Source organism: Pirellulales bacterium, assembly GCA_035533075.1.
Taxonomy (GTDB): domain Bacteria; phylum Planctomycetota; class Planctomycetia; order Pirellulales; family JAICIG01; genus DASSFG01.
Window position 1 is genome coordinate 27,819 of sequence record DATLUO010000081.1, and the last position, 20,462, is coordinate 48,280.

Genomic DNA, 20,462 nt, shown 5'->3' on the forward strand with positions numbered 1-20,462 from the left:
TTCCGCGACCGGGCAGGGGGCAGTATGCGGCCGATTTCGGATTGGACCGGCCATCGTGTCGGCTGTATGCTGGAATTGGGGGCGGAGTTGCCTTAAAAGTCGGAGAACCCGATGAAGCATCCCTACATCATCCAGCAGCTTTTAGTTGGCGAAAAGCACTCAAAGATCGAGGTGTGACCATGCAGCATATCGTCGTCGACAAGGTTGAGGCAGAGCTGATCCGCAGGGCGGGCAGAAGCATTCAGGTCTTGGATGCGGCCGGGAAGATCATTGGGTATGTTACTCCTGCTCCGCCAGAAGAGGAGGTTGAGCGCGTAAAAGCTTGGCTCGTCGAAGAGCAAAACGATCCGGTGTACTCCACCGAGCAGGTCCTAGAACATTTGCGGTCTTTAGAGAAATCATGAGCCGGTATAGCGTTGTCTGGCGGAGAAGAGCCGACAACCAGCTTGCTGAATTGTGGCTGGATACCGACGACCGCGCCTCGATTACCGCCAACGCTGACGAGATTAACCGCCGATTGGCCGAGCAGGCGCCGGAATGGGGCAACGAAATCATTGCCAATCTTCGGTGGATGGAGGTCTCAAAGTTGCGAGTCTATTTATGATCTCTGAGTTGGATCGGCGCGTCGACGTGGTTGCCATCTTTGCGCGGACAAGCGGCAGCAGTGATATTGAGCCGTAGATACGACATGAACTACTTCACCCACAGCGTTGTCGATGATCAGGAGGCAGCCTTGATAAAGAAGGCAGCGAAGATGGTGCAAGTGGTCGACAAGGAAGGCAACCTAGTCGGTTATGTTACTCCGGCACCGATTGACGAAGAATTGGAAAAGTGGCGGCAACGACTAACCGTCGACGAGCCGACGTTCACGACTGAGGAGGTGCTGAATCATCTACGTTCGTTGGAACAACAATGAGCCGTTTCACCGTGGCCTGGGCCTTACCGCGTTGGGCGAAGTTGCTGACGTATGGACCAAAGCCGCGAACCGCAACGAAGTCAGCTCCGCTGTTGACGTAATCGAACGAAAACTCCGCGAGAATCCGGCGGGGTTTGCTGACGGACAGGTTGAAGACTTGTATTTTCTGGCCGAATCGCCGCTGCGCGTTGGCTTCACGATTAATGACGCTTCGCGAACGGTAACCGTTGTCGGACTTGGAGTATTGCGCCAGCGATAGCCAACAGCGAGTTTTTTAACCAACGTCTAACGAATGAACTACTTCGCCCACGGCCGCCGGTTCACCGACGAGCCTTATTTTCTGGCCGGCACGGCGGTGCCCGATTGGCTGAATGTGGTGGCCCGGCAGGTCAAGGTGCGGTCGAAACATGCCCGGCCCTTTGTCGACCATGCCGATCCAAAGCTGGCGGCGTTGGCCCGAGGCATCGAGCAACATCATGCCGACGACCGCTGGTTCCACGAGACCCGCGCTTTCGCCGAGTTATCGTGGCACTTCACGGCCCAGATCCGCGACGGTCTGCCGGCCGACGACGGACTGCGGCCGAGTTTCTTGGGGCACATTCTGGTCGAGCTCCTGCTCGATGCTTGTCTGATCCGCCAGGCACCGGCCGAGCTCGATGCCTACTATCGGGCGTTGGCCGCCGTCGATGGCCGTTGGTTGGAAGCGGCGGTGGGGCAAATGGCGACCGGCCATCCCGCATCGCTGGGCGATTTTGTTCCGCTATTTATTCGCGAGCAATTCTTGTGGGATTACCTTGACGACGGCAAACTGTGTTATCGGCTGAATCAGGTCATGCGGCGGGTCGGGCTGGCTTCGCTGCCCGACACATTCCGCGGTTTGCTGCCCGAAATGCGGCAGATGGTTCAGGGACGCCAGCATCCTCTTTTGAGCGATGGCTCGTAGTAACTCGACGGTTGTCGACACGGCGATCATGTTGAACTCGAAACGACACTAGTCCGCCAACTTTGACCGCAAGGCTTTTATCTCATCGCTCAGCTTTTCCATCTGCTGCTGGAGTGATTCGACGTTGCGGCCGAGTTCTTCCAACTTCTTTTCCATGTCGCTGCGCTCGACGCGAATAACATTGGGTACGGGCTGTGGCTCGACGGCCCGCGGCAAGCCGGGGGCTGGCGGGATCCGCAGCGCCCTGGCAGCGGTCCGTAATCGCTCAAGCTCCTGCGGCGTGGCCGGCACCGCGACGGTCTTGCCGTCTTCAGACAACAGATAAAGCTTTTCGGGACGCACAAGGTTAGCGCCGGGGGCGACGGGTGCGATCAGCTTCGTAGGCTGCGGCAAACCGACACGCAAATCCCGCGCGGCAGGCGCGCGGCCGAGGGTGACTTCAAGCTTTTGTTCCTGCTCATCGCGGAGGACGGTGACGGCGATTTTCTCGCCAGCCGCGTGTCGCGCCACGGCAGACATGGCCTCGGCGCCCGACGTGATCTTTTCACCGTCGATCGCCAGCAATTCGTCGCCGTCAAGTATGCCACCGGCTCCCGCGGGTGAGTCGGGCAAGGGATGCACGAACACACGTGGGCCGTCTTCGGTCTTGCGATCGATCTTAATCCCTAGCCAACCGCGATGTATGACCACGGTGTTTTCGAGCTGCCGCGCTTGCAACAAGGCGCGAACTCCATCGACCGGCACCGCAAAGTTCGCGGAATCTTCGCCGGGACTGCGGGCGATCTTGCCGGCGATCACGCCCACCAGGAGCGCTTCGCTGTCGACCAGCGGCCCGCCGGCGCTCATTTGCCCCACTGCCAAATCGAGTTGCAAGAAGCCGCCCGCGGGCGCGCCCTGGCGCGCCGCGATCATGCCTTGGGCCGCCGCGCGCCCACGATCATGAGTGCAAAAGGCGGCGAAAACCTGGTCGCCAACCTCGGCCTGAGCCTCGACCAGCGAGAGGTGCGGCAAAGCTTGGCCGTCGATCTTCAACAAACGCAGGCCGGTGCGGCGGTCTTCTACTAAAACTTTCCCCGACAAGCGACGCCCGTCTTCGAAAACGACGGTGTACCGGCCTTCGCCGTGCTCGCGGCTGAGGGTCACGACCAAGCCGTCGGCTGAGACCACGACGCCGCTGGACAGCGCCAGGTCAGGGATTGGCTGTGATTGGGCGCCCACGATCCTGTTCCGTACCGTTTCTTGCCCCGTCGCCGGATCGATCTCCACCCATTGTTCTTCTCGAATCTGTCCGCTATTTGTCGGCGGCGACGGTTGGTCGGCTTTCTGCTCGGCACGCCACTCGACCGCGACGGTGGCGGCCAGCGCCTTTTTCACCGCTTCGCGGCTCCCCGCATCCGCAGGCCAAGCCGTTGCCAGAACTGCTAAGAAGGAAAAGACGCTGAAGAACGTGCGGACCTGACGGCCGTACCACCACAACGAAGATGGGAAATCGCCATTCATTTTGTGCTCCTAGTGCGAATCAAACCGGTTAAATAATGTCGCCGTTTTCGATCTCCTCCTCGATGCCAAGGACCGCGCGAACGGCCTCCCGCTCGGCCGGCGACAAATCGCGCATGTCGATCGGTTCGACTTGTTCGGGAACATAGAAACCCTTCACGATCGGTTCACCGCTGTCGGGGTCGCCGATGACAAACGGAATAGCCGGCAGTGCCCCGCGCGCTTCGACCGTCATGGATGATGGCAACGGAGCGGGTGCCTGCACATCGGCCTGTCGGGCGGCCGCCGTTTCGTTATCCTGCCGAATTGCCTCGGTGGCCGGCCGGTACGAGGGCGGCAAAGGCCCTTCCTCGCCGCTGCGCCAGCCGAACATTACCGCCGCCGCAGCCGCGGAAGCGATTGCGGTCGCCGCCAGTCGTTTTTGAACGCTGCGTCGCCGCCGACACTGATATTCGTTCAAAAGCTGCGCCGCCGGCCGGCTATCGGCGATGAGCAAGCGGCCGGCTTCGGCTTGCAGCCGTTCTTCGATTCGTGAATAGTTCGTCTCTTCACTCATGGATCACCTGTTCGTCAATTCTGCAAACGCCGCGGCGGCATCGCCGTTTTGTAACTTCTTGGCCAAGGCCCTCAAACCGTGGTGCAAGCGTGACTTCACGGTCCCCAGCGGACATTGCAGGACCTGCGCGATTTGTTCGTAGCTGAAATCCTCCGAATAGCGCAACAAGATCGCTTGCTTTTGTGCTTCGGGCAACTCCGCCACCGCGCTCCACAAGGATTGCCGCCATTCCTCGGCCACGATCTGCTTGTCCGGCGCGGCGTCGTGGCGACCGGGCTTTTGGTCGAACCAGGCCATCCAAGACCGCCACCAGCGGCCTTTGCTGCGTAATCGCCGCCGGTGCTGGTTCAACAAAATCGAGTACAACCATGTGTGTACCTGGCTGGCGCCGTTGAACGCATGCCAGCCCCGTGCGGCCTGCAACATCGTTTCTTGTGCTAGGTCGTCGGCCTCCCAGGCGTCGACATTCGACAGCATCAGCGCCGCCCGGCGAATACGCGGGTAGTGCTCGATCAGGCAGTCGAAGTCGCGCTCGTCCACCGGCGGAGTGCGTGCAAGTTTTGTGAAACCGATCTATTTGTTCCCGCCGCCCGCAATTAGTTCAAGGCATTCTTGGGCGCGCAATGCCCCACAGGCTCGTGTAGTGGTCGGTCCAGAGCGGCAGCTCGGGTGCGGCCTTCAACGGTTGCCAACGAGCGTCTGACGCCAACGTACCGAAATCCGACGCTCGCCTGGCCAGCAGCACCCAGTGCGACACCGACTTGCCGGCCTCCGTTTCGTCGAAGCCAATCTGCAATTCATTCTGATCCAGGCCGGCCAGATCCGATGCCCGTGCCAGGTTGCCCAAGACCGGCGCCAGGTCAAGAAACTGGTTCGAGATGTGAAACGCCAGCAGCCCGCCAGGAAGAAGCTTTCGCAGGTACATCTCGATCGCCTCGTGCGTCAGCAGGTGTACCGGGACGGCGTCGCCGCTGAAGGCATCGACCACGATCAGCCCGTAATGCCGGTCGGGCGCCGCCCGCATCGACAACCGGGCGTCGCCCAGCACCACGCGGCAATTCGCCCGGCTGTCTCGCAAAAAGGTAAAATAGCGGTCGTCACGGGCAATCTTCTCCACCTGCGGGTCGATCTCGTAGAAGGTGAATTCCTGCCCCGCTCGGCCGTAATAGGCCAGCGATCCGACCCCCAGGCCGACGACCGCGACCGGCGGCTTGGCCCGCATCACGGGCACGGCCGCGTGGAACGCCTGTCCGATCGGGCCCGTGGGGTGGTAGTAAATCAAGGGCACATCGCGGATCTTGGGGTCGTCGCTGCGGCGCTGCTGGCCGTGGCGAATGCGGCCGTGCGTGAGGCAATAAAACTTGTCTTCCGCGTCGGTTTGCACCAGCAGCACGCCATAAAAATCGCGCTCGCGCAGCTTGACGTGATCGACCACGTCGTCGTAAAAGCCGATGACCACAAAAATCGCCCCGGCGCTCAGCCCAAACGACACGGGCCTGCCGACGGCAAGAACGCAGATCGCAATGCAGAGCACGATCGGCGTGTCGGAACGGTCTTGCCAGCGTGTGAATAAGATGAGTGCCGAAATCAGTCCGGCCAAGGCCGCCACCAGAGCGTCGAGCCAGAACCGGTTGCCGGGCCAGTGCCAAAGCACGAGCGGCGAAAGTGCGCAGGCCAAGGACATGGCCAGCGGATATTCCAACAGCGAGTTGAACAGCAGCGGAGCCAGCAGCGCGTTGAACAAACCGCCCAGCACGCCGCCCAGCGACAACCAGAAGTAATACTCGCTGAGAAACATCGCCGCCGGCCGGGTGCGGGCCAGTTCCCCGTGGCAAACCATCGCGGCACTGAAGAAGGTGGCCAGGTGAATCGCGGCCAGCCGCAGCATCGAGTAGTTCTCGCCCGCGTGCGACGTAAACAAGTGATAAATCTGCGCCAGCACCAACAGCGGCAGCGCCACGGCGAACAGCCGCGGCAGCCAGGCCGGCATACGCGAAAACACCAGCATGAAGCTGAGCAGATACAAGGCCAGCGGCACAATCCAGATCAAGGGCACCGGCGAGACGTCGCTGGAAAGATACGACGTCACGCCAAGCAGCAAGCTCGAAGGGACGAATGCCCATGCAATCCAACGCAGCCGCGTGATGATCGTGGACGGCGAAACTCGCGACGCCGACGGCTTGCGCTGCGTGGCGCCTTCTTCGCACGGCGCCTGCCGCCGCCGCCAGACCACAACCATGCAGGCCAAAATCAGGACCGCGAAAACGGCGTACCCCACGGCCCAGATTCGGCTCTGCTGGCCAAGTGTCAGATTCGGTTCGACCAACAACGGATACGCCAACAGTCCCAGCATGCTGCCGGCGTTGCTGGCCGCGTACAGATAATACGGATCGCCGGCATGCCGGTGTCGCGTGGCGGCCAGCCACTGTTGCAGCAGCGGCGAAGTGGAAGCCAGCACGAAGAAGGGCAGACCGACCGTGGCGCACAGCATGCCGGCCAGCGCCGCGATCGGCTCGCTTTGCCCCTGGGGCGCCCACTCCGACCGCACGGCGAACGGCAGCACCAGTAAGGGAACGGCCAGCACGAGCAAATGCGCGACGAGCTGGCCGCCGGTGCGGCGCCAGCGGGTCAGCCCGTGAGCGTAGGCGTAGCCGGCCAGAAGCGCCGCTTGAAAGAAGGCGAGGCAGGTGTTCCACACGGCCGGCGCGCCGCCGAAGTCGGGCAGCAGCATCTTGCCGATCATCGGCTCGACGAGAAACAGCAGGGCCGAGGCGGCAAACAGCGTGACGGCGAAGAGAACAGCCATGCGGCCAGCGTGTGGGGCGTTGCGTGCGCGGCGGACGCCACGTCGGCTGCCGCATCGACTTCGATTTTAGACGCCGCGGCCGAGTTGTTCCATCGCCCTTGCCGTCACCGTTCAGTGGACAAACGCCGCAAAAACCCGGTGAACATTCGACGACGTAACCCTATACACCACAAGCAGATACAAAAAGTGTACATGCGCTATTGACTATGAACAGCAGTATATTATACTTGGTCGTGGGGCAAGACCCAATTCAACCCGCCTTAAGCAAAGGACCAACGATCATGACTTACATGGACCACCTGACCGCGCGTCAGAAAGAGGTATACGAGTTTATCCGCGAGAAGATCCGCAACCGCGGCTACGGCCCCACGGTGCGAGAAATCGGCGCCAATTTCGACATCAGCTCGCCCAACGGCGTGATGTGCCATCTGAAGGCCCTGGAGAAGAAGGGTCTGATTGTCCGCGAGCCGAACATGTCGCGTGCCATCATGCTCACCACCGAGCATGCCAGTAATCGCGGGCTGCCCTTGGCCGGGCAGATTGCCGCCGGCGTGCTGCACGAGGCCGTCGAGCAGACCGAGAGGGTCGACTTCAGCGATATGTTCAGCGATGATTCCATGTTCGTGCTCAAGGTCAAAGGCGACTCGATGGTCGACGACCAGATTGCCGACGGCGATTATGTGGTCGTCAAGCGGCAGCACACGGCGCAACGAGGACAGACCGTGGTGGCGATCACCAACGACAACGAGGCCACGCTCAAACGCTGGTATCCCGAAGGCAAGCGCATTCGCTTGCAGCCGTCCAACTCGTCGATGAAGCCGATCTACGTGACCGATGCCCGCGTGCTCGGCGTGTTGGTGGGCGTGGTGCGAAAGGTGGGTTGATGGCGATTGACGAATGGTTCGATTGAATGGATTTGCAATTTGAGCACGCGCCTCAAACGGTGACGATTGCCGCGGGCGATCTGCACGTCGTGTTCTCGCGCCGTGGCGATCGTTACGGGCATGAGGTGTGGTGCGCGCGCGGAGAGGAGCGAATGCTGCTGGCCTCGGTGGAAGGAGCCGCCGAAGATCCTTGGCCGCCGAGTCCGCCGTTTCAGGAGTTGCACGTCGAGCAACGCGGCGACAAGCAGGTGGCGCTGCTTGTCGGCCGCGCGGGCCGCAGCCATTGGTCGTTGAGCGTGGAGCCGGACCTCGCCGACGGCTCCCTGGTGTTTGACGTCGCCTGCCGCTCAGCGGCTGCGATGGGCTGGTTGGGCAGCACCTATCGAATCGTCGATGCGGACGCGGCCAGGTCGCTCGGCAACGGCCGATTTCTTTTTGCGTCGGGGTATGAACTGCACGTTTCGGCAGGCGGGGTGGAGGCGGAGCAGGCCGGTGAAGAGCGCCGATTGCGGATCGCCGCGCGCGCGGAGCATTCGCATGCGCCGCAAACCGTACGCTGGCGATATCGGCTTGCGCCGATCGCACCCTGCATTTAGCGCGATCGATACTTCACGCGGCTCAGCGCGGCTGCAGCGGGCGGTGGGCCAGCACCGCGTGCGACCGGCTGCGGAATTGCGGAAACAGGACGTCGAGCCGGCAGCTCCGCAGAAGTTGCTGGTTGTCGTCGGAAAGGCCCGACAACCGCAACAGACCGCCCTGCTTTTGCAGCCGGCGGTGCAGTCCGATCAACTGGGCAATCAGCGCGCTCGTGAGCAGCGGCAATCGGTCGCACTCCAGCACGACGCGATAGACGAAGTGCTGCTTGACCACCGACCAAACGGACTCGGCCAGCGAACTAGCCTCCGGGTCGCCGTCGGCCGGGATTTCCAAGTGAACGAAGAGCCAGTCGGGCCCGCGCTCCACGTCGATCATCCAACCAGATGCCGGTGCGATCATGACAGTTGCTCCTTCAACCAAAGAAAAATGAGTCGGCCGCCTAAAATCCTCACGACAGGTGCTTCCATCATAAGGATTCGCCGAATTGCCGCAAGTGGTAGAGACGCTCGCGACGCCGTAATTGCGTGCTCGCCGCTTCGCCCCCTTGATGCGAGGGGCGAAAACGCCATACTAGCGTTTCTACATTCGACGAACCAACCTTTTGCCAATCTGCGAGGAGCAACCCCATGTCTCGATCTGGAGCCGTTACGTTCAAGGGCAATCCGATGACACTGGCCGGCAACGCCGTGACGGCCGGCCAGCAGGCGCCCGCCTTCAAGGCCTACCGCTTCGCCGACGGAAAGTTCGAGGAAGTCACGCCGGAGACCCTTAAAGGCAAGCCGACGATCATCAGCGTCGTCCCTTCGCTTGATACGCCCGTCTGCGCGAAGCAGACCAAGAACTTCAACCAGCAATTGGCCGCCTTCGGCGACAAGATCAACGCCATCACCATGAGCCTCGACCTGCCGTTCGCCATGAACCGCTTCTGCGGCGCCGAGGGCATCACCACGCTGAAGAGCGTGAGCGACTATCGCGACCGCAGCTTCGGCCAGAACTGGGGCATGCTGATCGAAGAATTGAAGATTCTGGCCCGCGGCACGTTCGTGCTCGACGCCAACGGCAAGGTCGTGCATGCCGAAACGGTCAAGGAAGTCGCCGAAGAGCCGAACTACGACGCCGCGTTGGAGGCACTGCGCAAGCTGGTGCATTGAGCCATGCAGCAAATCAAGCTGTTCAAGGGCATCGAACACAACCTGGCCGACCTGGAAGACGAGATCAACCGTTGGCTGGTCGAATCGCAGGCCGAGGTGCTGCAGATCGCCGGCAACATTGCGCCGCAGTCGGCCTCGCCGAAAGCCGGCGCCTCCGGGCTGACGCAGGGCGACTTTCCGCCTTCGGACATCTTGGTGATCGTGCTCTACAAGCGCCCGCCGGGGACGAAATAGCTAGTGCTCTGTCAATTCTCCATTGATGACGGCGCAAAACTTCGTAGGGTGGGACCGGCGAGCTTGCGAGCGCCGGCCCACCATGAAAACGACGTTGCTATCGGCGGGCCAGCGCTCGCAATCTCGCTTGCCCCACCTTACGTCCGCGACAACCCTGTGAATGATCCATCACAATCCACGAATGACAATGACAGATATCTAGGTCTTCAACCGCTTGCGATAGACCACCATGCTGTCGCCGTCGGCGTAATAATCGGGCACGATCGCCACTTCCTCGTACTGCTGCTTGATGTAAAACCGCCGCGTCAGGTCGTAGTGCGACAGCGAGGAGGTCTCGATCAGCAGGATGCGGCCGTGCCGCTGGCGGATGTCGTCTTCAGCAAACCGCAACAGCGTGCCGCCGATGCCGCGGGCCTGCGTCCGCTTGCTGACCGCGATCCAATACAAATACCAGGCATGGTCGGTCATCGCCGCCGGAGCGTAATAAGCGAAGCCGAGCACTTCGCCGCCGTCTTCATAGGTTACCGAACGGTGCCCGTGGGCGTGGTTCGTGGCGTGGTAATCGTTAAGCACTTCTTCCAGTGCGTCGATTTCGATCGGCTTGAAGACGCCGGTCTCGCGGGCCAGCGTGAGCAGCGGGAACTGGTCGGCGGGAATCGTCGGGCGAATCATTTGTAGTCCCTGGTCCGTGGCGCAGCAGCCCCGACGAACAGTGTAGCAGGGAAACGAACGCGAAAGAAACCGCACCCGCCGATCGCGACCACCTTGCAGACCAGCGACCTCTCCGCCATAACTGCAGCATGAACACGTACACCTCGCTACCTGTTCCTGAAGCCAGTGCCGCCGCCGGCGTGGCGCCGGCCACGGCGGTTGCCTTTACGGAAGGTCCGGCCGTCGATGCCGAGGGCAACGTCTATTTCTCGGACATCGAGAACAACCGCATCCTCAAACTCGCACCTGACGGCCGCCGCAGCGTGTTTCGCGAGCCGAGTCACCGCACCAACGGGCAGACCTTCGATCGCGAAGGGCGGCTGCTCCACTGCGAAGGCGCCGAGTTCGGCCCCGGCGGCGGCCGCCGCGTCACCCGCACGAACCTGGCCACCGGCAACGACGAGGTCTTGACCGACCGCTTCGAGGGCCGGCGCTACAATTCGCCCAACGATATCTGCGTCGATGGCCGGGGGCGCATCTACTTTACCGACCCCTGCTATGGCGACCGCTCGCAGATGGAAATGACCGTCGAAGGCGTTTATCGCATCGATCTCGACGGCCGGGTCGTCCGCATTCTCCAGCAGCCCGATGTCGAGCGTCCCAACGGGCTGGCCGTGACGCAGGATTGCCGGCGGCTGTATGTGGTCGATAGCTGCCCAACGCCGGGCGGAAACCGGAAGATTTGGTCGTTCGATCTCGACGACGAGGGCAATCCGCAGGGACATCGGCTGGTTTACGATTTCGCTCCCGGCCGCGGCGGCGACGGCATGCGGCTCGACGTGGAGGGCAACCTTTATGTGGCCGCCGGCGTCTCACGGCCCAGGCACGCCAACGAAACGGCCGACGTGCCGCCGGGCATCTATCTCATCACGCCCCAAGGCGAGTTGCGCGGCCGCATCCCCATTGGCGAAGACGTGCTCACGAACCTGGCTTTTGGCGGGCCCGATGGACGCACGCTCTACATCACCGCCGGCAAGACGCTGTTCACCACGCGCGTGGCGGTGCCCGGCCAAGTGGCCTGGCCGCGGTGGAAATGAGAGGGAGAGACGGAGAGGGGGGACAAGGGGAGTACGGTTGCGCAGAGCCGGTGCGGCTGGCTCACGCCATTCCGCTTGCGGAGCAAGCGGGCTACGTAGCCCGCTCACTGCGTGAGCGGAGCGGCTTTGCAAGCCAATCAGGCCTCATGGGACGGAAGACGTTGTGGCAGGCTCGCGCCGTCCCGCTTGCGGAGCAAGCGGGCTACGCGTCACTCACTCTATGCACAACTCAGCCGATACGGCGGCCAGATAAACGGCTGCTGTCTCGACGCGCAGGATGCGGCGGCCAAGACTGACGAACGGCCAACCGTGCCGTTGCGCGACATCCAGCTCGTGCTCGCTGAATCCTCCCTCGGGACCGATGAGCCATGTCAACGCCGTCGCGGCCGATAACTTGAGGCCCGCCAAGAAGGATCCGACCGATTGCCTGCCGCTCGGGTCGGCCATCGCGCGGACCGCATCGCCCTCGGACGCCGCGGTGATGCAATCGAGGCAATCGACCGGCGAAGCGATTTCCATCAGCCGGTTGCGGCCGCATTGTTTCGATGCTTCAATGACGGTCCGACGCAGCCGAACGAGTGCTTTGTCGATCGGTTGCGCGACGCCGCGCTCGGTCACGAGCGGTTGCAGCCGGTGTACGCCCAGCTCGACGGCCTTCTCGACCAGCCACCGCTGACGGTCGCCCTTGGGCAACGCCACGGCCAGCGTGATCCGGAGAGGCAGCTCGCGATCGACTTCGCGCCGCTCAAGTAGATCCAGTTCGACTTGGCGACGGCCGATGCCCGCCACCCGCGCCTGCCATTCGGCCCCGCTGCCGTCGAACACCACGACTTCATCGCCCGTGCGTGCCCGCATGACGTGCGCCAGGTGGCGCGCCTCTTCCTCCACCAGGCGCGTCTGGCCGCCGTGGACCGGTTCGGCAACGAAGTAACGCTCGGACATCGAATCTCCGCACAGGCTCAAGACTCCGGCCGTATTTTACCGATGGTGATGAAGGTGCGGAACCGGCCGATCGTGCCGCGCACCCGCCGAGGAGCGACGGAGAAAGGCCCGATGTACGAAGTCTATTGGGGTTTGCGCACGCCGCCTTTTCGCCAAGGGGGCCTGGAAAACTACGTCTCCAGCCCGGTCCACGACGAGGCTCTGGCCCGCCTGCATTACCTGGTCGAGGCAAATCACCGCCTCGGCCTGCTGTTGGGGGCGCCGGCCAGCGGCAAATCGCTGGTGCTGGACGTGGCCGCACAGCAATGGCGGGGCGTCGGTGCGACGGTCGCCGTGGTCAATCTGGTGGCGCGCGACGCGCGTGAAACGCTCTGGTCGCTCGCCAGCGGCTGGGGTCTCGACCTCGACGTGCGGATGGGCCAGCTCGAAATCTGGCGGGCCATTTCCGATCGGCTCGCCGAGGGACGCTGGCAGCAGGTTCCGGTCATCGCCCTGTTGGACGACGCCCACCGGGCAACGAGCGACGTGCTCGACCAGGTGTTGCGGCTGGCGCATTGCGAGCCGACCGCCGAGAGCCGGTTGACCGTCGTGCTGGCCGCGCAAACCGACCGCTTCAGCGAGTTGGGCCGGCGGCTGTTGGGTTTGGTCGAGCTGCGGATCGACCTGGCGGCCTGGGACCTGACCGACACGCACAACTACCTGACACACTGCCTGGCCCAAGCGGGGCGGCCGCAGTCGGCCTTTGCCGAAGACGCCGTGATGCGCATTCACGAGTTGTCGGAAGGCATCGTGGGCCGCATTGCCCGACTGGCCGAACTCAGCCTGCTGGCCGCCGCGGGCAGCCAGCTTTCGCTGGTCGATGCGCACACCGTCGAAACGGTTTACGACGAGCTGGGCGTAATGGAGACGGCGGTGCCTGTGTAGCCCGCCGCGATGCGTCGGGCACCAGGATCCTACGTTCGCGCCTTCCAGAGCGACGGATCGCGGTGCCGCGCTTCGACAGTTTCCCATGGAACAACGTCATCAGGGTTGCGGTCAAGCTCGTCGCAACGGCGATCAAGCTCCGCTTTCATCTCGTCGTCAATCGACGGCTCGTGTCCCTGCTCGATCAGGCCGTCCCAGATGCTGTCGATGAGACGTAAACGATCTTCGACAGGCCGGGTGTTGACTTCCGAGTAAACGGCTTGCATGTCCATCAATGATGCTCCGTAAAAACCAGATGCACCTCATGAGTACAGCGGCGAAAATCGCTGGAATCGAGATCACGCGACCGCTTAGTCTGGGTCGCAATACTGGTCGAACCCCAGCCACAAGCCGCGAGCGTAACGGAAGAACCAGAGGGGGAAGACGACGACAAACACCAGCAGCCCGGCGAGCAGGCTGCGATCGCTGAGTGTCGTGGCGAAAAAGAGCGTGAAATAGACGACGGTCACGATCAGCGCCGTCAGGCCATAGTTGAAGTAGATCGAGCCGAGGTAAAAGCCCGGTTCCTGCTTAAAGTCCAGGCCGCATTCGTCACACCGCGGCCGCATCGAGAACCAACCGTCGAACAGCCGTGAACGTCCGCAACGCGGGCAGCGCAGCCGGCAGCAGCGAAACAACGTGCGCCAGAACGGCAGTCGCACCTTCGTCGAATCGTCATGTGCGGCAGGCATCTCTTTAGCATGACCGTTGCGGGCCAAGCGAGCAATGTCGCCGATTTTTTCCGCTGAAGACGAGGTTCGTCCCCAATTCGACTGGAAACCGAAACCATTGCCTGCTAAGAAGATCGGTTCGTCCGCCACCGGTCGCATGAAACCGAATTCCTCAATCAACGTAGAATAGTAGGCAAAGCGATGCCGGCTGCGAGCGAATAACCAAGCAGGCCGGATGCGCATTCGCCCAACCTAGAACCGAGGTCCACTGCCGATGTACTTTTTCGATCCCGTCTATTTCCTCTATATCGCTCCCGCTTTGTTGTTGGCGGTCTGGGCGCAGTTTCGCGTCCGCTCGGCCTACGCCGAAGCCCAGCAGGTGCCTGCGCCCATGAGCGGCGCCGAAGCGGCGAGGCGCGTCCTCGACTCCGCCGGGCTGTATAATGTCGAGATCGAGCCGGTCGCGGGCGAATTGAGCGACCACTATGATCCGCACGACAAAGTGCTACGGTTGAGCAGCGGGGTCTACGGCAACCGATCGATGGCGGCCGTCGGCATCGCCGCCCACGAAGCGGGGCATGCTTTGCAGCACGCCCTGAACTACGCTCCGCTGGTCGTTCGCAATCTGGCCGTGCCCGCCGCGAACTTTGGCAGCGGCATCAGCTACATCCTGCTCATCGCCGGCTTCCTGCTTCATTTTTCCATGCTGATTTGGACGGGAATCCTGCTGTTCGGCTGCGTGGTGTTCTTCCAGGTCGTGAACCTGCCCGTGGAGTTCGACGCCAGCGCACGGGCCAAAGACGAGCTCGTTTCGCTCGGCATCATCAACCAGGACGGCCTGGTCTACGTGCGTCGCGTGTTGAATGCGGCCGCATGGACCTACGTCGCCGCCACGCTTCAAAGCCTGTTGATCCTGCTGTACTACATCATGCGGTTTACGGGCAACCAGCGAGACTGACGGTGCCGATTTCGGCCATTCCCCCTACTTCTGCAAGATGAGCTTACCGCTCCGCGTAAGTCGCAGACGATAGGTGTTGGGTCCGTGCTCGATCAACACCTCCACTTGGCCTTGCAAAAGGTCAGCGGATCGAAGCGTGCGCACTCCGCGGCCGCCCATTTGCGGCGCGGCGATCTGCTCTGGTGGCGGGCACTTGTTCGGCATCGGCGGGTCGTGTGACACTGAAAAGCAGTCGTCGATAAGGTTGGATTCACGTCGATCTTAGGCTTATTGAGACTCGGTGTCAATAATTTCTGCGGCACGCTCTTGACGGACGAACCGGCTCGGCTATACTTGGATTCGTTGTTGATACGAAGTCTCAATTAGAGGCTTCGGCTCTCTCACCCGCGAGCCCGCCAGCCCGGCCATCAGGCCCCCGCCCGCCAGCCACGCTCGTTCCTTTTGTGGCACCCGAATTCCTTGGAGGTTGTTATGCGCCGTCGCTCTGCGTTCACGCTGGTGGAATTGTTGGTGGTTATCGCCATTGTCGGCATCTTGGTGGCTCTGTTGTTGCCTGCCGTGCAGGCCGCGCGCGAAAGCGCGCGGCGCACGCAGTGCGTCAACAATCTGAAGCAGATCGGCATCGCTTGCCAGAATTACCATGATGCGACGTGTCACTTGCCGCCCGGCTACTGCGCCGCCGGCGCGTACGTCGACGGAGCAACGGACACGACTCCGGGCTGGGGCTGGCAGGCGTTCCTGCTGCCCTACATGGACCAGCGCGCGCTGTATGAGGCCGTCAATTTCAACCTCGCCATTGAAAACCCCGCCAATGCCCGAGCGGCCCAGACTTGGATCGCGCCGTATATCTGCCCCTCGGACTTGCCGCCTCCGCCGCAATCGCCGTATGCCGTGCCGGACGCGAATGGAAACGTCGTGGGCCCGGCGGCGCCCTCCAGCTATGCCGCTTGCGTGGGCAGCGATGAGTCGGACGTGTTCGCTCCGACTGGCAATGGAATCTTCTACCGCAACAGTGGAATGCGGTTCGCCGAGATCGTCGACGGGACGACCTTTACCATCCTGGTCGGCGAAAAAGCGTGGGCCAAACAATCGACCATCTGGGCCGGGGCGATGAATCGAGGCGTGCTGGTGCGGGGCAAGCTCAACAACTGCCAGCCCGAAGTGCCGGGCATGTATTATCCCGCGGCGGCACTCGTGCTGTCGCACGCCCACCTGAACAACGCCGAGATCGACGGCGACGGCAGCGCGGGCATGGATGATTTTTCGAGCATGCACCCGGCCGGCTCGAACTTCGTCTTCGCGGACGGCTCGGTCCACTTCATCCAAAGCATCAGTATGGACGGCCCGAACGGATACACCGGCGAGGATTTGATCTTTCAACGGCTGGGGACCCGCACGGACGGGCTGACCGTTCCCGGCGACTTTCTGAAGTGACGAGCCGGCCGCGCACCGACTGCCGAGCTTGCCGGTAGTGTCTTAACAGTGCGTTGGTCACGAGATGTAGGGTGGGAGCGAGCGAGCTTGCGAGCGCCGGCCCACCATTTTCGGCAATCGTGGTGGGCCGGCGCTCGCAAGCTCGCTGGTCCCACCCTACGGCTATTGCTACGGCCAACTACGGCTATTGCTACGGCCAACTCACTATTAAGACACCACCCGCTTGCCGCGGCGATTGACTCGCGCTGGGCGGTGCGGTAAGGTCATAGACATGTTAACCTTGAATCGCAGTCCAGTGCGGTCCGACCCGGCGGTCATGGGCGGCACACTTGTCTTTCGCGCCAGCCGCGTTCCGGCGCAGACGCTGCTCGACTACCTCGACGACGGGTACACGGTCGACGAATTCTTGGAAATGTTTCCCTCGGTTGAGCGCGAAGATGCGGAGGAATTCCTCCGTCTTGTCCGGGGTGAATGCAATGCGGATCGCCTTTGACGAGAACGTGCCTCGCCCTTTGCTGCGTATCTTCGAACCCCGCCCATCAGGTCAAAACGGTCGCGGAACTTGGGCTCGCTGGGACAACAAACGGTGCGCTCCTCGCGAACACGGAGGGCAATTTCGACGTGTTCCTCACGGCTGACAAGAATCTGCGGTATCAGCAGAACTTGAGGGGACGGTCGCTGGCGATCGTCGAACTTCCTACGAATCGACTCCCGATCCTGAGGACCATGACGGCGGAGATCGCGTCCGCGGTAGTTTCCGCGGCACCTGGGTACGTACACTCAACTCGCCTTGCCTCAGCCGCGGCCTTGACCGCCTGGATCGGGACGATCACCGGAACGTGAATGTGGCGTTTCTCTAAATGGCCGTGTAGAGTGATACACACAAGCGGGATTTCGCTCATTTGCTGATCGAACCATGAAGCACCAGCAACTCGTTCGCCGATTATTTTGGCTGGCCGCCGTTATGAGTCTCGCGTCCGATTCCAAAGGCTTCGACCGTCCCACAGGCGATCCCCAGCAGGGCCGCTCGATGATCGTGGCAGAACATGGCATTGTGGCCACCAGCCAGCCGCTGGCCGCCCAGGCCGGACTCGACGTGCTCAAGCGGGGCGGCAATGCGGCGGATGCCGCCGTCGCCGCCGGGGCCGTCATGGGCGTCGTCGAGCCCATGAGTTGCGGCATCGGCGGCGACCTGTTCGTCATCTATTGGGACAACAAGACGAAAAAACTCTACGGCCTCAACGCCAGCGGCCGCAGTCCCTACCAACTCACGCGCGACGTGTTTACCAAACAGGGGCTGGAGCAGATTCCCGACGAAGGACCGCTCTCGTGGTCGGTGCCCGGCTGCGTGTCGGGCTGGAACGATCTGCTGGCACGTTTCGGCAGCCGTCCACTGGCTGAATTGCTCGGACCGGCTATCGTTTACGCGGAGCGCGGCTTCGCGGTCAGCGAGATCATCGCCGCCGATTGGAAGTCGTCTGCAAAGAGCCTGGCGCGTCGGCCCGATGCCGCCAAGACATTTCTGGTCGAGGGCCGCGCCCCGGCCGTGGGCGAATTGTTCCGCAATCCGCGCCTGGCCGCCACCTATCGCGCCATCGCGACGGGCGGGGCCGATGCCTTCTATCGCGGACCGATCGCCGAGCAAGTCGTGGCCTTCAGTCGAAGTCAAGGCGGCTACTTCTCGCGCCAGGATTTCGACGATCATCGCAACGAATGGGTCGATCCCGTGTCGACGCATTACCGCGGTTATGATATCTGGGAGCTGCCGCCCAACGGCCAGGGCATCGCCGTGCTGGAAATGCTCAATCTGCTGGAAGGTTACAACCTGGCGTCGATGGGGCCGGCCAGCGCCGACTATCTGCACCTGTTGATCGAAGCCAAGAAGCTGGCCTTTGCCGATCGGGCACGATTCTATACCGACCCGGCCTTCGCCCGGCTGCCGTTGGCCGAGCTGATCTCCAAGCCCTACGCCCAGCGGCAGCGGGGCCGCATCGACCTCGCCCGTGCGGCCACCGACGTGCCCGCGGGCGACCCGCGCCTGATCCACGGCGACACGATCTATCTGGCGGTGGTCGACAACGACCGCAACTGCTGCTCGTACATCCAGAGCAACTACTATGGCTTTGGTTCGCAGATGGTGCCGGGCGACCTGGGCTTCGCGTTGCAGAACCGCGGCACGCTGTTCGCCCTCGACGAGGAGCATCTCAACCGCTACGAGCCGCACAAGCGACCTTTCCACACGATCATTCCCGCCCTGGTCACCAAGGGCGGCCGGCCCTGGTTGGTGTTCGGCGTGATGGGCGGCGACATGCAGCCGCAGGGCCACGTGCAGGTGCTGGTGAATCTCATCGACTTCAAGATGAACGTGCAGGCGGCCGGCGACGCCCCGCGCGTGCGGCATTCGGGCAGCGCCGCGCCGACCGGCGTGAGCGGCGACCCGGCGGGCGGCAGCGTGTTCGTCGAGTCAGGCATCAGCGACGCGACGGTCGCGGCGTTACGCGAGAAGGGCCATCGCGTCTCGCGGGCCCGCGGCGGCTACGGCGGTTACCAGGGCATTCTCATCGACTGGGAGCACGGGACGCTGGCCGGCGGCAGCGAGTCGCGCAAAGACGGCTGCGCGGCGGGCTACTAAGCTTCACGCTTCAACGTTCAGCGTCACCCGCTGGATCGTGTTCCGCCCCGATTTGGCAAACGGGCGCGGCAGCGGCTGGGCATGGCCGGCCACGTCGATGGTCCGGCAACGCACGTCATACTTGCCGGGCGCGAGCGCGGGAGCCAGCACGGCCCAATGCGCGATCGTATATCGCAGTGGCCATTGCCGCGGACGCCCGGTCAGCGGATCGAACTGCACCATGCCATCCGGCAGCTTGCCGTCGGGCAGGTTCGGCCAGCGATCGGGCGGCGGCAAGATGTCGGCGCCCTGCCAGGGCGCCGTCGCCAGATACGGATCGTCGGGCGGCAATGGCCCGTCCTTGGGCTGGAGCCAGTATTGCACTTTAGCCAGGCCCGAAATGCCCACTTGAGCGATGCCCGTGATCGCGATCGGTTGCCCGGCGCGGCCCTTGATCTCGATGTCGGCGAAGCGGGCCAGCGTCTTCAGCCAGCTATTGTTCGTGTCGTTGTTTCCATCGGCGTAGGTGTCGTTGGACTGATGGTTGTTGGTCAAGAGCACCCGCTGGATCCATTTGACCGACTTGAAGCCGTAGCTTTCCGGCACCAACATCCGCACCGGACCGCCGCGTTTGCCCGACAGCCATTCGCCGTTCAGCTTGTAGCACAACAGCACCGGCAGACCTTCGGGTGGGTCTTCCAGCACGCGATTGACGGGCAGCCAGCACTGGAACATCTGCTTGGGGTCTTCATTGTGGTGGCCGTAGTAAGAAACGTGGCGGATGTTTTCCTTCGGTCCTGTGAGCCAGATCACTTCTCGCAGCGGCACACCTTCCCACAGTCCCATGCCCAGCGGCGAGTTGCCGTTGTTGCAGGTCATAAGCTTCAGAATCCGTACGGCATGCTTCTCGGCCAGTTTCATCAGGCCGTCAAAATCGAGGGCCGTACCTTGCGCTTTGGACAGCGGCCGCTCGATCTGCGAGTTGCTATCCGGATCGGCGAAGACTTCGAGTTGCCATGTTTCTCGCACCAGGCCCGCCTCGCGGAGCTTGTCGGGCGGCAACGTGTAAGGCAGCGGATTGCCGCGCTCGACGGTTCCGAACTTCGCGTCCGGCGTGAGGTATTTGTCTTGCAGAGCTGCCGCCGCGGCACGTAGCGGATCGCCGCCTTCCGTTGCGCCGGCGAATGACCGCGAACTGGCGAGCGCCGCAGCACCCGCGGCGCCGAGGCCGAGGAAGTAACGTCGCGTGAGCTGGAGATGTTGTCGGGCAAGATCGTGGCCGAGCATGGCGCGAACCTCAATGGGGCGTGATCGCCGGGATACGAAACTGTTCTACATCGCCGAGCGGCGGAATGCGAGCGTCTCTGGGAGGATGGGCTTCCCAGCCCGTCACGGTCGACTGGTGACGGCCGTAGCGACGAGTTGCCGGGCGGCGCTTTCACCCGCTCGCAACACCAACACCTTTCCTCGCCGCACCGATGATTGAACGCCAGCAGCGAAGCTCCAATAACCTTTACCCTTTTCCCCGCCTTCCGCCGCCGCGACGCCGGG

General features: G+C 62.6%; 26 protein-coding genes. 15 read left to right on the top strand and 11 right to left on the bottom strand.

Annotated elements, in window-relative coordinates:
• Positions 1-179: 179 nt before the first annotated feature.
• From VNH11_10660 to VNH11_10680, 5 genes are all read left to right on the top strand, one after another.
• Positions 180-404 (top strand): hypothetical protein, encoded by a 225-nt coding sequence (locus tag VNH11_10660; protein ID HVA46815.1) that lies wholly within the window; start codon positions 180-182, stop codon positions 402-404.
• Positions 401-604 carry a hypothetical protein gene (locus tag VNH11_10665; protein HVA46816.1) on the top strand — a complete coding sequence of 68 codons (204 nt, stop codon included), beginning with the start codon at positions 401-403 and terminating at the stop codon, positions 602-604. The genes VNH11_10660 and VNH11_10665 overlap by 4 nt, the downstream gene beginning before the upstream one ends.
• Before the next feature lie 84 nt (positions 605-688).
• Positions 689-916 carry a hypothetical protein gene (locus VNH11_10670; GenBank protein HVA46817.1) on the top strand — a complete coding sequence of 76 codons (228 nt, stop codon included), beginning with the start codon at positions 689-691 and terminating at the stop codon, positions 914-916.
• Between the two features lie 31 nt (positions 917-947).
• Positions 948-1,175 (top strand): hypothetical protein, encoded by a 228-nt coding sequence (locus VNH11_10675; GenBank protein ID HVA46818.1) that lies wholly within the window; start codon positions 948-950, stop codon positions 1,173-1,175.
• Positions 1,176-1,208: 33 nt separating this feature from the next.
• Positions 1,209-1,859, top strand: coding sequence for a hypothetical protein (locus tag VNH11_10680; GenBank protein ID HVA46819.1), 651 nt, complete (start codon positions 1,209-1,211; stop codon positions 1,857-1,859).
• Between the two features lie 48 nt (positions 1,860-1,907).
• Here VNH11_10680 and VNH11_10685 read toward each other — a convergent pair whose 3' ends face one another.
• The 4 genes from VNH11_10685 to VNH11_10700 all read right to left on the bottom strand — a co-directional run bounded on the left by VNH11_10685 (position 1,908) and on the right by VNH11_10700 (position 6,718).
• Positions 1,908-3,359, bottom strand: a complete 1,452-nt coding sequence (locus tag VNH11_10685) for a trypsin-like peptidase domain-containing protein (GenBank protein ID HVA46820.1) — start codon at positions 3,357-3,359, stop codon at positions 1,908-1,910.
• Positions 3,360-3,387: 28 nt separating this feature from the next.
• On the bottom strand, positions 3,388-3,912 hold the full coding sequence (locus VNH11_10690) for a hypothetical protein (protein HVA46821.1): 525 nt from the start codon (positions 3,910-3,912) through the stop codon (positions 3,388-3,390).
• Between the two features lie 3 nt (positions 3,913-3,915).
• Positions 3,916-4,452, bottom strand: a complete 537-nt coding sequence (locus tag VNH11_10695; protein HVA46822.1) for a sigma-70 family RNA polymerase sigma factor — start codon at positions 4,450-4,452, stop codon at positions 3,916-3,918.
• Positions 4,453-4,513: 61 nt separating this feature from the next.
• Positions 4,514-6,718, bottom strand: a complete 2,205-nt coding sequence (locus tag VNH11_10700) for a fused MFS/spermidine synthase (GenBank protein HVA46823.1) — start codon at positions 6,716-6,718, stop codon at positions 4,514-4,516.
• 281 nt (positions 6,719-6,999) lie between these two features.
• On the opposite strand from VNH11_10700, the gene lexA reads away from it, so the two are divergent.
• Entirely contained in the window at positions 7,000-7,602 is a 603-nt protein-coding gene (lexA, locus tag VNH11_10705) for a transcriptional repressor LexA (protein ID HVA46824.1), read from the top strand.
• 26 nt (positions 7,603-7,628) lie between these two features.
• Positions 7,629-8,198, top strand: coding sequence for a hypothetical protein (locus tag VNH11_10710; protein HVA46825.1), 570 nt, complete (start codon positions 7,629-7,631; stop codon positions 8,196-8,198).
• 22 nt (positions 8,199-8,220) lie between these two features.
• Here the strand turns inward: VNH11_10710 and VNH11_10715 are convergent, their stop codons facing one another.
• Complete coding sequence (locus VNH11_10715) at positions 8,221-8,598, bottom strand: STAS domain-containing protein (protein HVA46826.1); 378 nt, start codon at positions 8,596-8,598, stop codon at positions 8,221-8,223.
• Between the two features lie 227 nt (positions 8,599-8,825).
• Here VNH11_10715 and tpx point away from each other — a divergent pair, with 227 nt between their 5' ends.
• Positions 8,826-9,350 carry a thiol peroxidase gene (gene tpx, locus VNH11_10720; GenBank protein HVA46827.1) on the top strand — a complete coding sequence of 175 codons (525 nt, stop codon included), beginning with the start codon at positions 8,826-8,828 and terminating at the stop codon, positions 9,348-9,350.
• A 3-nt stretch (positions 9,351-9,353) separates the two neighbouring features.
• Positions 9,354-9,584 carry a hypothetical protein gene (locus tag VNH11_10725; GenBank protein HVA46828.1) on the top strand — a complete coding sequence of 77 codons (231 nt, stop codon included), beginning with the start codon at positions 9,354-9,356 and terminating at the stop codon, positions 9,582-9,584.
• Between the two features lie 198 nt (positions 9,585-9,782).
• On the opposite strand, the gene VNH11_10730 is transcribed toward VNH11_10725, so the two are convergent.
• A complete protein-coding gene (locus tag VNH11_10730) occupies positions 9,783-10,256 on the bottom strand; it encodes a GNAT family N-acetyltransferase (GenBank protein ID HVA46829.1) in 474 nt (157 codons plus the stop codon).
• Between the two features lie 128 nt (positions 10,257-10,384).
• Here VNH11_10730 and VNH11_10735 point away from each other — a divergent pair, with 128 nt between their 5' ends.
• A complete protein-coding gene (locus tag VNH11_10735; GenBank protein HVA46830.1) occupies positions 10,385-11,332 on the top strand; it encodes an SMP-30/gluconolactonase/LRE family protein in 948 nt (315 codons plus the stop codon).
• A 213-nt stretch (positions 11,333-11,545) separates the two neighbouring features.
• On the opposite strand, the gene VNH11_10740 is transcribed toward VNH11_10735, so the two are convergent.
• A complete protein-coding gene (locus VNH11_10740) occupies positions 11,546-12,274 on the bottom strand; it encodes a 16S rRNA (uracil(1498)-N(3))-methyltransferase (GenBank protein HVA46831.1) in 729 nt (242 codons plus the stop codon).
• 111 nt (positions 12,275-12,385) lie between these two features.
• Between VNH11_10740 and VNH11_10745 the strand changes: the two genes are divergently transcribed.
• A complete protein-coding gene (locus tag VNH11_10745; protein HVA46832.1) occupies positions 12,386-13,198 on the top strand; it encodes an AAA family ATPase in 813 nt (270 codons plus the stop codon).
• A 29-nt stretch (positions 13,199-13,227) separates the two neighbouring features.
• On the opposite strand, the gene VNH11_10750 is transcribed toward VNH11_10745, so the two are convergent.
• Together VNH11_10750 and VNH11_10755 are read right to left on the bottom strand one after the other, a co-directional pair.
• A complete protein-coding gene (locus tag VNH11_10750) occupies positions 13,228-13,470 on the bottom strand; it encodes an addiction module protein (protein HVA46833.1) in 243 nt (80 codons plus the stop codon).
• Between the two features lie 78 nt (positions 13,471-13,548).
• Positions 13,549-13,929 carry a DUF983 domain-containing protein gene (locus VNH11_10755; GenBank protein HVA46834.1) on the bottom strand — a complete coding sequence of 127 codons (381 nt, stop codon included), beginning with the start codon at positions 13,927-13,929 and terminating at the stop codon, positions 13,549-13,551.
• 253 nt (positions 13,930-14,182) lie between these two features.
• Here VNH11_10755 and VNH11_10760 point away from each other — a divergent pair, with 253 nt between their 5' ends.
• Entirely contained in the window at positions 14,183-14,866 is a 684-nt protein-coding gene (locus tag VNH11_10760) for a zinc metallopeptidase (protein ID HVA46835.1), read from the top strand.
• A gap of 24 nt (positions 14,867-14,890) precedes the next feature.
• On the opposite strand, the gene VNH11_10765 is transcribed toward VNH11_10760, so the two are convergent.
• Complete coding sequence (locus tag VNH11_10765) at positions 14,891-15,070, bottom strand: hemin uptake protein HemP (protein ID HVA46836.1); 180 nt, start codon at positions 15,068-15,070, stop codon at positions 14,891-14,893.
• A gap of 267 nt (positions 15,071-15,337) precedes the next feature.
• On the opposite strand from VNH11_10765, the gene VNH11_10770 reads away from it, so the two are divergent.
• From VNH11_10770 to ggt, 3 genes are all read left to right on the top strand, one after another.
• Positions 15,338-16,300, top strand: coding sequence for a DUF1559 domain-containing protein (locus VNH11_10770; protein HVA46837.1), 963 nt, complete (start codon positions 15,338-15,340; stop codon positions 16,298-16,300).
• Between the two features lie 271 nt (positions 16,301-16,571).
• Positions 16,572-16,793: a DUF433 domain-containing protein gene (locus tag VNH11_10775; protein HVA46838.1), complete on the top strand. Its 222-nt coding sequence runs from the start codon at positions 16,572-16,574 to the stop codon at positions 16,791-16,793.
• A 423-nt stretch (positions 16,794-17,216) separates the two neighbouring features.
• A complete protein-coding gene (gene ggt / locus VNH11_10780) occupies positions 17,217-18,932 on the top strand; it encodes a gamma-glutamyltransferase (GenBank protein HVA46839.1) in 1,716 nt (571 codons plus the stop codon).
• A gap of 3 nt (positions 18,933-18,935) precedes the next feature.
• Here ggt and VNH11_10785 read toward each other — a convergent pair whose 3' ends face one another.
• On the bottom strand, positions 18,936-20,198 hold the full coding sequence (locus VNH11_10785) for a molybdopterin-dependent oxidoreductase (GenBank protein HVA46840.1): 1,263 nt from the start codon (positions 20,196-20,198) through the stop codon (positions 18,936-18,938).
• Between the last annotated feature and the right edge of the window lie 264 nt (positions 20,199-20,462).